Consider the following 15,028-nt stretch of genomic DNA (forward strand, 5'->3'; position numbering starts at 1 on the left):
TACCTCATGTGCAACCATCACCTGCGGAATATGCATCCTATGCTATATCGCGCTCTCCGAATAAACATCAAGATTTTGAAAATAATAAAGTGAAAATTCCGATGTTTGTATTGAAAGCATGTCACGAATAGTATATAATATTCGTGACATCATGAAAGGAGGGCACAGCTGTGGACAATGGATATATGCAGGAAATACGAGCGCGAATTCTTGCTGCTGAGGATGGTGCAGTTTTTGTTGCTCCTGATTTTGCAGATATTGCGGACACCGCAACAATTCGCCAAGGATTGAAGCGGCTTTACCAATCTGGCATTATCCGCAGAATTATCAGAGGCATTTACGAAAAGCCAAAGTACAGCAAACTGCTTGATGAATATGTAGCGGCCGACCCGGATGCAGTTGCCAAAGCATTGGCACGGTGTTACCACTGGACCATTGCCCCGTGCGGAAATACGGCCCTGAACCTGCTGGGGCTCTCTACACAGGTAACGGCGGTCTGGTCCTACATCAGCGACGGTCCGTATAAGACCTATGAGTGGAATTCCACCAAGCTGGAATTTAAGCATAGAACCAACAAGGAAATCACGGGTCTGTCTTACATGACGAGTTTGGTGATCCAGGCGCTGAAAACTCTGGGAAGGACCAACGTGACGCCGGAGATCATACAGACGCTTTCTGAAAAGCTGTCCGAGGCTGAAAAGCAAGCCTGTCTGAAAGAGGCAACGGAATCCACGGATTGGGTTTATGATACGATACGAAAAATGTGTGGAGGTGACACACAATGAGGAATGTAGCACGATTGCCGGAAAGCGACCGGCGCGAACTGTTCCGAAATACAGCCGATAAGATGGGTTTGAATGATGCCATCGTAGAGAAAGATTTTTGGGTATGCTTTACGCTGGATTATCTGTTCCACCGCTGCCCGTGGAAAGAGACTATTACCTTCAAAGGCGGCACCAGTCTTTCCAAGGCATTCAATCTGATCAGCCGCTTTTCCGAAGATATTGATCTGATTCTGGATTGGCGGGTGCTGGGATACGGTAAGGACGAGCCATGGGAAAAACGTTCCAACACCAAACAGGATACGTTCAACAAAGAAGCCAATGCTCGGGCAGAGGTTTTTCTTGCGGAGCAGTTTTGTCCCACCATTCAGGCAGAACTTTCTCAGGAGCTTGGCTGTGAGGCGAATATTTACATAGACGAAAAGGACAAACAGACAGTTACCTTTGCCTATCCGCACCTGTTTACAAATCCCGCTACCTTGCAGGTTATTCGTTTGGAGATCGGTGCGCTGGCCGCTTGGACGCCCGCAAAAATCGCTCGGATCGAGCCCTATGCCGCAATCTATTATCCGAAAGTCTTTGCACAAAAGGATACGGCTATTCTGACCGTTGCGCCGGAGCGGACTTTCTGGGAGAAGGCAACGATTCTGCACCATGAAGCCAACAGACCCGAGAGTTCGGAAATGCCGCAGCGTTATTCCCGGCACTACTATGATCTGTACCGTATGTCCATGACACCTGTGAAAGAAGCTGCCTTTGCCCGGGTGGAATTGCTGAAGACAGTGGTGGACTTCAAGATGAAGTTTTATCCGAGAGCCTGGGCAAAGTATCAGGAAGCTATTCCCGGCACCTTGAAGCTTGTTCCCCCGGAGTATCGCTTTGCAGCATTGGCCGCAGATTACGAAGCAATGAAGGATATGCTCTATGGTGATGTGCCGACCTTTGAGACTGTCATGAGCGCAGTCAGCGAATTAGAAAAAGAAATCAACGCACTGTAACAACCTAATATTATAAAGCCACCGGCTAAGCCGATGGTCTTGACTCGTGAGCCCGGCAGGTAGAAGAAACGTTGTCACTGATAAGGATTTGACCAGAGACGGTAAAAGGAAGTATAATTGGACTGAGAGAAAACAACAGGAGTGACAATATGGTAAAAAATCAAGTACATTCATCTCAGTCAGGAACCTTTGACATCAGTGCAGCAATGCTTCATATCATTGCCATGACATTTATGCTGATGGATCATCTCTGGGCTACGCTTCTTCCGGCGCAGGACTGGCTGACCTGCGTAGGAAGGCTCGCGTTTCCCATCTTTGCATTTATGGCAGTGGAAGGATATTTTCACACGCACAGCTTTAAAAAGTACATTCTCCGGCTGCTGCTGTTTGCGGTGCTGTCGGAGATACCCTTTGATCTGATGTATGGCGGAACCTGGTTCTATCCGTTTCATCAGAATGTGATCTGGACGCTGTTGATAGGACTCTCCGGAATCCATTTGATGGAAAAAACTCGAAAAAAACAGAAGCTTACGATCTTTCTTCCGACGGCGGTTCTGGTCGTGCTGGTTGGAAGTGCACTTGGGACGGTAGGAATGGCAGATTACTATGGTGCCGGTGTATTGACACTGTTTATTTTTTACTTTTTCCGGGGAAGAAAATGGTGGTGTTTTGCCGGACAGATTCTGGCGCTCTATTGGGTCAATGTAGAGCTGCTGGGAGGTCTGATGTACCCCATCCGGCTTTTTGGGATGGACTTTGAACTCTGCCAGCAGGGACTTGCATTGCTTTCACTGCTTCTGATCTGGTTGTATCGTGGACGGCAGGGCTGCCATACGAAAGTCTTCCAGTATAGCTGTTATGCGTTTTATCCGGTCCATATGCTGATTCTTGCATTGGTGCTGAATTATGTAAATCGATAATGATAAGAACTGCGGCTGCAGGGAATACGACCCTGCAGCCATTTGAAATCTTGTGGCACATATAAAAAAGAGCGGTAGGATCGTTTCCTTTATTTTAAATATTCATCCATCCAGTTAATGATCTCCGTCATCCGGTCGATCCTGTTCTCCGGCTTTCCGCCTCTGGACAGCTCATGGTTTTCTCCATGGAACAGGCAAAGCTTCGACGGGCAGCCGTTCCGCTTGATGGCGCTGAACATGGCGAGTCCTTCCGCCATATAGCAGCGGTAGTCCTCATCAGAGTGGATAAAGAGTGTCGGTGTCTTGCAGTTCGGCGCAAACTGGAGCGGAGACTGCTTCCAGAGAAGCTCCACATCGGTCCTCGTGTTGGTTCCCTGGTTGTTTAAGATGAAGGTGTGTCCGATATCGGAGTTGTGCTCAAAGGATACCCAGTTAGAGATGGAACGCTGGGAAGCGGCGGCATGGAAACGGTCTGTGTGTCCGATGATCCAGTTTGTCATGAATCCGCCGTAGGAGCCGCCTGCGACACCGAGATGTTCCGGATCGATCATCGGGTACCGCCTCAGAACTTCATCCGTGAAATCCATCAGGTTCTGATAGTCCACAGTTCCGTAGATTCCGTTGATATTTCCAAAATCCGTGCCCCGTCCGTCAGATCCTCTCGGATTGCAGAAGAACACGAAATATCCGCGGTTTGCCCACATCTGCATCTCATGATAGTAGACGTCTGAATAAACGGTTCTCGGACCGCCGTGGATAGTTAAGATGCCGGGATAGGACTTTCCTTCCTCGAAACCTGCCGGTTTTAAGACCCATCCGTGGATCTCGTAGCCGTCGCTGGCGGTGAAAGAGAACGCCTCCGGTGTCTGTACATCATATTCGTCGGTGAGCCAGTCATTCATGTGGGTCACCTGCTCGCCGTCTACAAAGAGTTCCGCAATGTGGAGTCCGTGGAATTCCATGGAGGCGATGTGTCCGCCCGCAACATCGAAGCTGTCGCAGGAGTTTCCTGCCGTCAGCGGCCCGGAGACGGTGCCGCCCCGGGAGATCTTATAGAGATGGGAAAAATCTCCCACGGTGGAAATATAGTAAAATTCCCCGCCCACAGCCTTAAATGTCTGTCCTGCGCCGAATCTGGAATCGGAGCCCACGGAGGAGCCGCCGATGGAAGATTCATAAGGATGGATCAGCTTCATGGATCCGTCCACGAGATCCATATGGTAGAAGTCACAGTATTTCGTCGTATCCTTATAGGAGTCATCCGTTGCCGCAATGAGTGCAGTCTTTTCGTCTAAGAGGGAGACAACTCCGGTGCGCATGGAATCCGGCGCGATCAAGGTTTTTGTCTCTCCGGTGGAGAGGTTATAAAGATAAACGCCCGGACGAATCCCCATGACACCCTGTTTCCACGGATATGCTTTGTAGAGCAGGAGATTTCCAAGGACAGAATACTGGGAACAGTCGGTCCAGTCGTCCGCCACGTAAGTGAGTTTACCGGATCCCATATCATAGATGGCGTAACGGTTCCTCTTCGCGTTCGTGTATCCCTGACCATTGCCCCAGAACGGAAGCTCGTCGAAGACCTCGTAAGATTTCTTTCTCGTATCTCTGTAATTATCATGACGGATCGTCAGAAGGTAACGTCCATCCGGGAGAAGGCGGATCCCTGTGACAGTAGCCGGAATGGACGTGATGCACTGGGCCTCTCCGCCGGACGGAGAGATCTCATAGAGGAAAGAAGTTCCGTTCTCCTTTTCTTTTTTTAAGGCGGCAGTCCGGGCTGCGGTAAAGATCAGGGTATTCTCCGCGGTCCAGCTCCAGGTCTTCGCGTCACCGCTGCAGGTGACACGGGAGACAGTCTTCTTCCTGAGATCATACAGGTACAGGTCAGACAGATAGCCATTGGTCTCCCGGTCCGGTACGGATACCGTGAAGGCGATCTTCGTTCCATCGGGTGAGAAATGTGGGTTGCTCAAAAAACGGAACTTCAGGAATGTGTCGATCTCAATCTTCTTCATCGTCATGTCCTCCATAATTAGTATTTTGTAACAGGAAATCCGAGGAATTCCCTATTATACAAACAGGCACTAATGTGCCAATGATGCGCACTTGCGCAAAAATGCAGGTCAGATGCATCCATCCACAGAATCTGCCGGGCTGACCCCGGAAGATCATAGGCCGGAAGGCACTGGATCGCTATGAAATGAGTATAAATACTCAGAGTGGAATGTGTCAAGGAAAAGTGGAGCAGGGGTATCCGGAAAAAGCGCTTGCCATATCAGAAAAATGATGTTAGAATATTTTAGACTATGTATAATGCGCACGAAAAGATCCTTGGGACTGGTGCACGAGAGATAAAAAAGAGCGAGATGCGAAGAGAAAGGAAGCTGAACCGATGTCAGGACATAATAAATTTTCCAACATCAAACATAAGAAAGAGAAAAATGACGCAGCAAAGGGTAAGATCTTTACCGTAATCGGAAGAGAGATTGCTGTCGCAGTTAAAGAGGGCGGCGCTGATCCGGCTAACAACAGCAAGCTGCGTGATGTGATTGCAAAAGCGAAAGCAAACAACATGCCGAACGATACCATCGACCGCGGTATCAAGAAAGCAGCCGGTGACTTAAACTCCGTAAACTACGAAAACTTAACATATGAGGGATACGGTCCGAGCGGTGTTGCGATCATCGTTGACACACTGACTGACAACAAGAACCGTACCGCAGCAAACGTAAGAAGCGCCTTCACAAAGGGCGGCGGAAACGTAGGCGCACAGGGAAGCGTTTCCTTCATGTTCGACCGCAAGGGCCAGATCGTGATCGACAAAGAAGAGTGTGATATGGATGCCGACGAACTCATGATGGCTGCACTCGATGCAGGCGCTGAGGATTTCTCCGAGGAGGAGGACAGCTACGAGGTTATCACAGATCCGGACAACTTCAGTGCAGTCCGCGAGGCTCTCGAGAAAGCCGGAATCCCGATGGTAGAGGCTGATATTACTATGATCCCGCAGAACTGGGTAGAACTTACTGACGAGGAAGCGATCAAGAAGATGCAGAGAATCCTTGATCTCCTTGACGAGGATGATGACGTACAGGCTGTATACCACAACTGGGATGAATAAAAAATCGTGATTGTGTATGTTGTGATCCCCTTTCACCAGAATTGTACTGATGAGAGGGGATTTCTTCATGTAACAGGAAAATCGGAGAGCGTGGAACTCTCCGGAGACAGGAGGGAGGAGTCCGTTATGACGGATATGAAGAAAAATATAAAAAGGACAGCAGTGCTTTCTGTGGTGCTGGTCCTGATGTTCGCGATAACCGTATTTGGCGCGGAGCAGACAGAAGAGTATGTGCCGGCGGTCTATGCGACGTTCTGGGCGCTCGTTCCGCCGGTCGTGGCGATCGGGCTGGCACTTATCACAAAAGAGGTGTACAGTTCCCTGTTCATCGGTGTTCTTATGGGTGGAATCCTGTATTCCGGTTTCAGCTTTGAGGGAACGATCACCCATATTTTTGAGGACGGAATGATAAACGTTCTCTCTGACAGCTACAATGTGGGAATCCTGATCTTCCTTGTGATCCTTGGCACGATGGTGTGCCTGATGAACCGGGCCGGCGGGTCGGCAGCATTCGGCCAGTTTGCGGCGGATCATATTAAGGGCCGCGTGGGCGCGGAGCTTGCGACGATCCTGCTGGGTTGTCTGATCTTTATCGACGATTATTTTAACTGCCTGACCGTGGGAAGCGTGATGCGCCCTGTGACAGACAAATTTAAAGTCTCAAGAGCAAAGCTCGCGTACCTGATTGACGCGACGGCAGCTCCGATCTGCATTATCGCACCGATCTCTTCCTGGGCGGCCGCGGTTACCGGATTTGTTGAGGGCGAGGACGGATTTTCTATCTTCGTGCGGGCGATCCCATACAACTTTTACGCGATCCTGACGATCGTGATGATGATCGGAATGGTACTTTTACGGACAGAATTCGGTTCTATGAAATTTCATGAGAAGAATGCGCTCAAGGGGGACCTTTATACCACGCCGGGACGTCCGTATGACACGGAGAAACAGCCGGAGGTCTCTGTCAGGGGAACCGTTCTGGATCTTCTGATCCCGATCATATCCCTGATCATTTGCTGCATGGTCGGCATGCTCTATACGGGGGGATTTTTCTCAGGAGAGGATTTTGTGACAGCCTTCTCCCAGAGTGACGCGTCCCTGGGACTTACGATGGGAAGCTTTTTCGGACTTTTGATCACCATCGGTCTCTATCAGGTACGCCGGGTCCTGAAATTCTCTGAGTGCATGGCCTGCATTCCGGAAGGTTTTAAGTCCATGGTCCCGGCGATTATGATCCTGTCCTTCGCATGGACACTGAAGGCGATGACGGACAGCCTCGGCGCAGATGTCTATGTGGCGACGGTGGTTGCGTCCAGCGCCCGTTCCTTCTTAAATTTCCTTCCGGCGATCATCTTCGTTGTGGGGTGCTTTCTGGCTTTCGCGACGGGAACATCCTGGGGAACCTTCGGGATCCTGATCCCGATCGTTGTTGCTGTGTTTGAAAACAGCAACCCGGATCTTATGATCATCTCCATCTCTGCCTGCATGGCAGGAGCTGTCTGCGGTGACCACTGTTCTCCAATCTCCGACACGACGATCATGGCATCCGCCGGAGCCCAGTGTGAACATGTAAATCATGTGACGACCCAGCTTCCGTATGCGGTCACGGCGGCGGTTGTGTCCTTCGTCTCCTACATTATCGCGGGCTTCGTACAGTCCGCATGGATTGCCCTGCCGATCGCCATTGCGCTTATGGTGGCCACAATGTTTGTGATCCGCGCGGTGAATGGAGTGATGAAGGAAGAAGCGTGAGTTCCATGTGGCCACTGAACGTGCCGGATGGCTCCGGTTTTGAAAGGACCTGCGGAATCTGCGGGTCCTTTTCCTGTTCTGTATGTTTCTGACGATATTTTCCGGTTGCTTTTTTGCCGGTTTCTGGTATAATAGTTTTTGTTCCCGGGGTATGGCGTAGCTTGGTAGCGCGCTCGGCTGGGGGCCGAGAGGTCGCAGGTTCAAATCCTGTTGCCCCGATTTTTGATGAGCAGGAGCTGGAATGAACCAGCCCCTGCTTTTGCTTTACCGGTACAGCCAAAAGTTGCAAACAGAAACGGGAATTGCTATAATGAGAACAGTATAATGCCCTGCGGTCCCAATCCGTCGGGGACGAGAAACGGAAAGGTCAGATCATATATGAAACCAATCATTCTTTTATACCATCTGCCGGAAGGCGAGAGACTTGCGAAGATCAAGAGGGCGCTGTTCCCGCTTGGAATGAAGCTGCGGGCTGTGAAAAAGGAAGAGTATCTGGAACCGGTGGGATATCTTGCCGGGGTGAAGGAACTCGTGCCCTGTGGGAAGGTCTATACAGGAGATGACTTTGAAAAAGAGATGATGGTGATGGCGGGACTCACCTCAAAGCAGGTGGACACGGTGATCCTTGCGCTGAGAAAGACGGGGGCCGGAAGGATTGACTACAAGGCAGTCCTTACGCCGACGAACCAGAGCTGGAACGCGCTGACATTATACGGGGAGCTTGCGAAGGAACACGCGAAAATGAACCGGTAGATCACCGGAATCCGGAAAGACTGACGATGAACCTGACTGTTTGACAGTCCATAAAATGGAATGGAGGGATCGGTCCATGAGAGATGAGAAGAAACAGCAAAAAGAAGCTCTGAAGGAAGAAATGCTGAGACTCGGGAACCTTCAGCGGGAATGCAAAGAGGAAAAGATTCCTGTCTATATTACCTTTGACGGTTACGACGGTGCCGGAAAGGGCGTGCAGATCGGCCGGCTCATGCAGGCACTGGATCCGAGAGGCTTTGACGTTTACACCGGAGATAAGGATACCGAGGAGGAAGCGCTCCGTCCGTTCCTCTGGCGGTTTGCGGTCCATGCCCCGGCGGATGGGCGGATCACGATCTATGACACAAGCTGGTACCGGAGGGTTCAGGCGGACCGGTTCGAGGGAAAGCTGAATGAAAAGAAAGCAGATGCCGCGTTTGAGGATATCTGCGCGTTTGAGAGATGCCTGGTGGACGGCGGAACCGTTCTCATCAAATTTTTTCTGGATATTTCAGAGAAGGAACAGGAAAAGCGGTTTAAAAAACTTCTGGAATCAAAGGATACCGCATGGCGCGTCACAGAGAAAGAACTTGCGAGAAATGCCCATTACGGAAAATATAAGAAGCTCAGCGATGAGATGATCAGGAGAACGGATATGCCTTATGCTCCCTGGTACGTGATCGACGCGAAGGAAAAGGGCGGGACGGCGCTGGTGGTCATAAAGACGGTGGCAGATGTTCTGGAAAAGGCGCTTGAGAAAAAACGGGCGGGAAAAGAGGCGGAGATCTTTGAGAAACCGGTTCCGCCTGACAGATATGAAAAAGGGATCCTTGCAAAAGCGGACCTGACAAAGCGCCTTGAGGAGGCGGAATACCGGAAAAAACTGGACAAGCTCCAGAAACGGCTGGAAGTGCTCCACGGAGAACTCTACCGTCTGCGGATCCCGGTGATCCTTGGCTTTGAGGGCTGGGATGCCGCCGGAAAGGGAGGAGCGATCAAACGTCTGACGAGCCATCTTGATCCCCGCGGATATAAGGTCTGCCCGACAGCATCCCCGAACGATGTGGAAAAATCCCATCACTATCTCTGGCGCTTCTGGAATCATGTTCCGAAGGCAGGACACATCGCGATCTTTGACCGCACCTGGTACGGAAGAGTCATGGTGGAGCGGATCGAGGGCTTCTGTTCCGAGGAGGACTGGCACCATGCATATCGGGAGATCAACGAGATGGAAGCACATTTTGTGCACTCCGGGGCTCTTGTCTTAAAATTCTGGCTCCAGATCGACAAGGACGAGCAGGAGCGGCGGTTCAATGACCGGATGAAGAACCCGGAAAAACGGTGGAAGATCACAGACGAGGACTGGAGAAACAGGGAAAAGTGGGATGCTTACGTGCTTGCTGTAAATGAAATGCTGGAAAAGACCTCTACAAAGGATGCCCCCTGGATCGTTGTGGAAGGAAATTCCAAGTGGTATGCGCGAATCAAGGTCCTTGAAACTGTGGCGGATGCCATGGAAAAAAAGATAAAAGAAGTGGAAAAGAACAGAAAAAGATGAGCAAAGTAGTGATTATAGGCGGCGGGGCAGCGGGAATGGCTGCTGCCATCGGCGCCGCGGAGTGCGGACATGATGTCTCCGTTTATGAGAAAAATGAGAAGCTTGGAAAAAAGATCTATATCACGGGAAAAGGACGCTGCAATCTGACGAACGGCTGCGATACGGAGGACCTGTTCAGAAATATGGTCTCCAACGGAAAGTTCCTCTACAGTGCCATCTATGGATTCACAAACTTTGATATCGTGGATCTTGTGGAGGCAAACGGCTGCCCGGTGAAGGAAGAACGGGGAGCAAGAATGTTCCCGGTATCGGACCATGCTTCCGATGTGACGGGGGCCTTGGAGCGGAAGATGAAAACTCTTGGCGTAAAGATCTTCTTAAATGAACCGGTCAGGGATATCGTGATCAGGGACGAAAGGGCGGCAGGGATCATTCTGGAAAAATCTGGAAAGAGTGTGGATGCCGATGCAGTGGTGATCGCCACAGGCGGACTTTCCTATCCGTCAACAGGTTCCACGGGGGACGGGTACCGTTTTGCGAAAGAGGCGGGTCACACGGTGACACCTTTGTCACCGGCGCTTGTTCCGTTCGTGTGTGCAGAAGATGATGTGAAAGAACTTCAGGGACTCTCCTTGAGAAACATCGAGGTGACTGTCTGGAACGGAAAGAAAGTGCTCTGGAAAGAGTTCGGCGAGATGCTGTTTACGCATTTTGGCGTCAGTGGACCTGTCGTTTTGAGTGCCAGCAGCTATGCGGCGAAGATCATCAAAAAAACGTCGCTCAGAATGGATATCGACCTGAAACCGGCACTCTCAAAAGAGCAGCTGGATGCGAGAATCCTGCGGGATTTCGATGAGGCGAAAAATAAGCAGTTTAAGAACTCCTTAAATCACCTCTTCCCGGCAAAGCTGATCCCGGTGATGATAAAGAGGAGCGGCATCGATCCGGAAAAACAGGTCAATGAGGTGACTGCGGAGGAGAGAAAACGTCTGGTGGATCTCACAAAAGCGTTTTCCGTGACGCTCACAGGACTCCGCGGGTACAATGAGGCAATCGTGACGCAGGGCGGAGTGAATGTGAAGGAAGTGAATCCATCCACTATGGAATCGAAGAAGCTGCAGGGCCTCTATTTTGCGGGCGAGGTTCTGGATCTGGACGGTGTGACCGGCGGATTTAACCTGCAGATCGCCTGGTCGACCGGAATGCTGGCAGGCAGAAGCGTATAGAGCACCGGACCTGAGAAGCAGCTTTGAACCCGTATGGCTGTAAAGATATGGAACCATCACGAATAAATAAAAAATCTTGGAATAAACTAAGGGGAGAATAACATGTCTTTTAATGTAGCAATAGACGGACCGGCAGGAGCCGGAAAGAGCACCGTGGCAAAGTCTGTGGCAGCTCTGAAGAATTTTATCTATGTGGATACCGGAGCAATGTACCGGGCAATGGCGTTATATTTTCTGCGCCAGGGAATCGATAAGACCGACGAGAACGCCATCAACGCGGTACTTGACAAGGTGGAGATCACGATCCGTTACGAGAACGGTGCGCAGCAGGTGATCTTAAACGGCGAGAATGTATCCGGGCTGATCCGCACCGAAGAGGTCGGAAACATGGCTTCAGCCACATCCGTCTACAAGAAGGTCCGTGAGAAGCTCGTGGAACTCCAGAAAGATCTGGCAAAGAAGGCAGACGTGATCATGGATGGACGCGACATCGGAACCTGTGTCCTGCCGGATGCCGATGTGAAGGTATATCTGACAGCAAGCTCCGCAGTCCGGGCGAAACGCCGCTATCATGAGCTTAAGGAGAAAGGAACAGCCTGCGATCTCGATGAGATCGAGAAGGACATCATCGAACGGGATTACCGGGATATGCATCGGGAAAATTCCCCGTTGAAACAGGCGGATGACGCCGTACTCCTTGACAGCTCCGACATGACGTTAAAAGAGGTCGTGGACACGATCACAGCGATGATCGATAAGAAGCAGGGTGCGTAAGATGGAAGTAACAGTTGCAAAGACAGCAGGCTTCTGCTTTGGTGTGAAGCGTGCCGTGGAAAAAGTATATGATCAGATCGGCAGGACGGAAAAAAGGATCTACACCTACGGTCCAATTATCCATAATGAGCAGGTCGTGGGCGATCTCAGGGAAAAGGGTGTGGAGGTCATCGACTCTTTAGAAGAATTGAAGACGATCCGGAACGCTGTTGTTGTGATCCGCTCCCACGGTGTCGGAAAAAATGTCTACGAGATCTTAAAGGAAAACGATGTGGAAATCGTGGATGCCACATGTCCCTATGTGAAAAAGATCCACCGGATCGTCGAAAAACAGTCAGCAGAAGGAAGAAAAGTTCTGATCATAGGCAGTGAGGACCATCCGGAGGTGCAGGGCATCAAGGGATGGGGAGATGAGCGGACAGTGGTCATCGAGGACATGGATGATTTTCTTAAGCTGCAGCTTCCGGAAAATGAGAAGCTTTGTATTGTATCCCAGACGACATTTAATTACAAGAAATTTCAAGATATAGTTGAAAAAATTTCTAAAACGAGGTATGATATAACTGTTTTAAATACGATTTGCAATGCAACACAGGAAAGACAAGTGGAAGCGATGAGGATAGCCTCACAGGTGGACGTGATGCTGGTTATCGGCGGGAAACACAGCTCGAATACCCAGAAGCTATACGATATCTGCCGGAAGGAATGTAAAAACACCTATTACATCCAGACTCTGGGCGACTTTAATCCTGAATGTATTAGTTCTGTGCGCAGTGTAGGTATTACGGCCGGGGCGTCAACCCCAAACAATATTATCGAGGAGGTTCATACTAAATGTCAGAGTTAAGTTTTGAACAAATGTTAGAAGAATCATTAAAAACAATACGTACAGGAGAGGTTGTCACCGGTAAGGTCATTGACGTAAAAGAAGACGAAATCGTTTTAAATATTGGTTACAAGTCTGATGGCATCATTACCCGCAGTGAATACACAAACGAGTCCAACGTAGACTTAAGAAATCTTGTACATGTTGGTGACGAGATGGAAGCCAAAGTCGTAAAGGTGAACGACGGTGAGGGTCAGGTCGCTCTTTCCTACAAGAGACTGGCTGCAGACAGAGGAAATAAGAGACTTGAGGAGGCATTTGAGAACCACGAGGTTCTTACAGCAAAGGTTTCCCAGGTTCTTGACGGCGGTTTAAGTGTGATCGTGGACGAAGCTAGAATCTTCATCCCGGCAAGTCTTGTATCCGACGTATATGAGAAAGATTTATCCAAATATGCTGATAAAGAGATCGAATTCGTTATCACAGAGTTCAATCCGAGAAGAAGAAGAGTCATCGGCGACCGCAAGCAGCTTATCGTTGCTAAGAAGGCTGAGATGCAGAAAGCTCTCTTCGAGAAGATCCATGTAGGTGACAAGGTAGAAGGAACTGTTAAGAACGTAACTGATTTCGGTGCATTCATCGATCTCGGCGGCGCTGACGGTTTACTCCACATCTCCGAGATGTCCTGGGGCAGAATCGAGAACCCGAAGAAGGTCTTCAAGGTTGGCGATAAGGTAACAGCTCTCATCAAAGACATCAACGGTGAGAAGATTGCCCTTTCCATGAAGTTCCCGGAGACAAATCCGTGGGCTGACGCTGCTGAGAAGTACGCAGTAGGCAACGTAGTTACAGGTAAGGTAGCTCGTATGACTGACTTCGGCGCATTCGTTGAGCTTGAGCCGGGCGTAGACGCTCTGCTTCACGTATCCCAGATCTCCAGAGAGCACGTTGCTAAGCCGGCTGATGTACTTTCCATCGGTCAGGAGATCACTGCTAAGATCGTTGATTTCAACGAGGCAGACAGAAAGATCAGCTTAAGCATGAAGGCTCTTGAGGCTGACAACGCACAGGAGCAGACAGAGGAGTAATCCGAAGGTGATTCTTAAATAAGAATTTTCGAGGACATCGTTCTTTACGGGCGGTGTCCTTTTTGCGTGACAGGACACATTCATTTTTATAAACAGTGAGTCAAATTTCATGCCTGCGTGGGTCTGCGGCATTGTCATGCGTTGGAGTTATTTTTCGATGCCGATCGAAACGGATTTCAGAGGCCGCGAAGCCTGCCGCAGAAATGCCGCAAATTATGCCCGCACTACAAAAATGCGTAAGGGATTTGTAATTGAAATCATAGTGTAATCTCAAGGTTTGTATGTTAAGATAACCGTACAAAAGCAAAAGACGGCGGAAGAACCTGAAAAGTTACTGTGAACAGTAACCTTGGAAAATCAGGACGGCCGCAAATCGGTATTTGAAGGAGAACGCTGTAAAACAATGCAGTCCGGCAAAGACCGATACAAGAGAACAGGAGGAATTTTATTATGACGAAAAATATGAAAAGAATGACAGCGCTGGCCTGTGCGGCCATGATGATTGCATCTATGGGGATCACCGGATGCGGCAAGGCGGATGGACAGACAAAGGAGGAGACAAAAACGACAGCCGTTGAGACTCCTGCAGGAACGGAGACATCTGCGACTACGGAAAACGAGGCGGGAAAACTTCCGGACGGTACCGGTCAGGAAAGTGGAGCGGCAGACACGGAGTCTGCGAGTGAGTCTGATCCGATGATGGGAACGATCGTTTCTGTGGAAGATGGACAGCTTACGATGCATCGCCAGGATAATGGATTTGATGAGGACGTTGTAATTACGATCGCAGAGGATACGAAGGTTCTGGATGCAGAGAATGGTTATCCGGTGGAACTCGGTGATCTGAAAGAAGGAAATACCATCAGCGCTTATGTAGACGAGGCAATGACATTGAGCCTTCCGCCGATCACAAATGGTCTGCTGATCTTAGTACAGGCAGAGGGATATGATTTCCCGAGATACACGAAGGTAAAGGAATTGATGGCTGCAAATACAGAAGGTGAGCGGATCCTCACAGCCGAGAATGGGATCAATTACATGATTACCGCTGAAACAAGACTTCTTCCATATCTGACAAGAAATATTGTCTCCGAGGAAGACCTTACAGAAGGAACCGAGATCCTGATCTGGAACGAGGAGAACGGAAATAAAGCAGAAAAGATCGTCGTGTTCCAGGGTGAGAACGGATATGCAAAATAAATAATGGGATCTTAAGAGAAACCGATC

At 49.8% G+C, this 15,028-nt stretch carries 13 protein-coding genes and 1 tRNA gene; 13 read left to right on the forward strand and 1 reads right to left on the reverse strand.

Annotation, left to right across the window (positions count from 1 at the left end):
• Window positions 1-170: 170 nt before the first annotated feature.
• The 3 genes from DWY93_RS04790 (at window position 171) to DWY93_RS04800 (ending at window position 2,700) form a co-directional block, all read left to right on the forward strand.
• Window positions 171-785 (forward strand): DUF6088 family protein, encoded by a 615-nt coding sequence (locus tag DWY93_RS04790; RefSeq protein WP_117469886.1) that lies wholly within the window; start codon window positions 171-173, stop codon window positions 783-785.
• A complete protein-coding gene (locus tag DWY93_RS04795; RefSeq protein WP_117469885.1) occupies window positions 782-1,780 on the forward strand; it encodes a nucleotidyl transferase AbiEii/AbiGii toxin family protein in 999 nt (332 codons plus the stop codon). The genes DWY93_RS04790 and DWY93_RS04795 overlap by 4 nt, the downstream gene beginning before the upstream one ends.
• A 149-nt stretch (window positions 1,781-1,929) precedes the next feature.
• Complete coding sequence (locus DWY93_RS04800) at window positions 1,930-2,700, forward strand: TraX family protein (RefSeq protein ID WP_117469884.1); 771 nt, start codon at window positions 1,930-1,932, stop codon at window positions 2,698-2,700.
• 89 nt (window positions 2,701-2,789) lie between these two features.
• On the opposite strand, the gene DWY93_RS17395 is transcribed toward DWY93_RS04800, so the two are convergent.
• Window positions 2,790-4,718, reverse strand: coding sequence for a S9 family peptidase (locus DWY93_RS17395; RefSeq protein ID WP_242990528.1), 1,929 nt, complete (start codon window positions 4,716-4,718; stop codon window positions 2,790-2,792).
• A gap of 377 nt (window positions 4,719-5,095) precedes the next feature.
• On the opposite strand from DWY93_RS17395, the gene DWY93_RS04810 reads away from it, so the two are divergent.
• The 10 genes from DWY93_RS04810 (at window position 5,096) to DWY93_RS04855 (ending at window position 15,001) form a co-directional block, all read left to right on the forward strand.
• Window positions 5,096-5,824, forward strand: coding sequence for a YebC/PmpR family DNA-binding transcriptional regulator (locus tag DWY93_RS04810; protein ID WP_015554900.1), 729 nt, complete (start codon window positions 5,096-5,098; stop codon window positions 5,822-5,824).
• Window positions 5,825-5,959: 135 nt separating this feature from the next.
• Window positions 5,960-7,576: a Na+/H+ antiporter NhaC family protein gene (locus DWY93_RS04815; protein ID WP_117469922.1), complete on the forward strand. Its 1,617-nt coding sequence runs from the start codon at window positions 5,960-5,962 to the stop codon at window positions 7,574-7,576.
• Between the two features lie 145 nt (window positions 7,577-7,721).
• Window positions 7,722-7,795: transfer RNA gene (locus DWY93_RS04820), tRNA-Pro, on the forward strand.
• A gap of 159 nt (window positions 7,796-7,954) precedes the next feature.
• Window positions 7,955-8,329, forward strand: a complete 375-nt coding sequence (locus DWY93_RS04825; protein ID WP_117469921.1) for a DUF3783 domain-containing protein — start codon at window positions 7,955-7,957, stop codon at window positions 8,327-8,329.
• A gap of 76 nt (window positions 8,330-8,405) precedes the next feature.
• Window positions 8,406-9,887 (forward strand): polyphosphate:AMP phosphotransferase, encoded by a 1,482-nt coding sequence (pap, locus tag DWY93_RS04830; RefSeq protein WP_117469883.1) that lies wholly within the window; start codon window positions 8,406-8,408, stop codon window positions 9,885-9,887.
• Window positions 9,884-11,113, forward strand: a complete 1,230-nt coding sequence (locus DWY93_RS04835; protein WP_117469882.1) for an NAD(P)/FAD-dependent oxidoreductase — start codon at window positions 9,884-9,886, stop codon at window positions 11,111-11,113. The genes pap and DWY93_RS04835 overlap by 4 nt, the downstream gene beginning before the upstream one ends.
• A 102-nt stretch (window positions 11,114-11,215) precedes the next feature.
• Window positions 11,216-11,887, forward strand: coding sequence for a (d)CMP kinase (gene cmk / locus DWY93_RS04840; protein ID WP_117469881.1), 672 nt, complete (start codon window positions 11,216-11,218; stop codon window positions 11,885-11,887).
• A gap of 1 nt (window position 11,888) precedes the next feature.
• Window positions 11,889-12,734 carry a 4-hydroxy-3-methylbut-2-enyl diphosphate reductase gene (gene ispH / locus DWY93_RS04845; RefSeq protein WP_117469880.1) on the forward strand — a complete coding sequence of 282 codons (846 nt, stop codon included), beginning with the start codon at window positions 11,889-11,891 and terminating at the stop codon, window positions 12,732-12,734.
• On the forward strand, window positions 12,722-13,801 hold the full coding sequence (rpsA, locus tag DWY93_RS04850) for a 30S ribosomal protein S1 (protein WP_117469879.1): 1,080 nt from the start codon (window positions 12,722-12,724) through the stop codon (window positions 13,799-13,801). Before ispH ends, rpsA begins: the two co-directional genes overlap by 13 nt.
• Window positions 13,802-14,251: 450 nt before the next feature.
• Entirely contained in the window at window positions 14,252-15,001 is a 750-nt protein-coding gene (locus DWY93_RS04855) for a hypothetical protein (protein WP_117469878.1), read from the forward strand.
• Window positions 15,002-15,028: the final 27 nt, after the last annotated feature.

The organism is Clostridium sp. AF28-12 (genome assembly GCF_003435225.1).
Lineage (GTDB): Bacteria > Bacillota > Clostridia > Lachnospirales > Lachnospiraceae > Pilosibacter > Pilosibacter fragilis.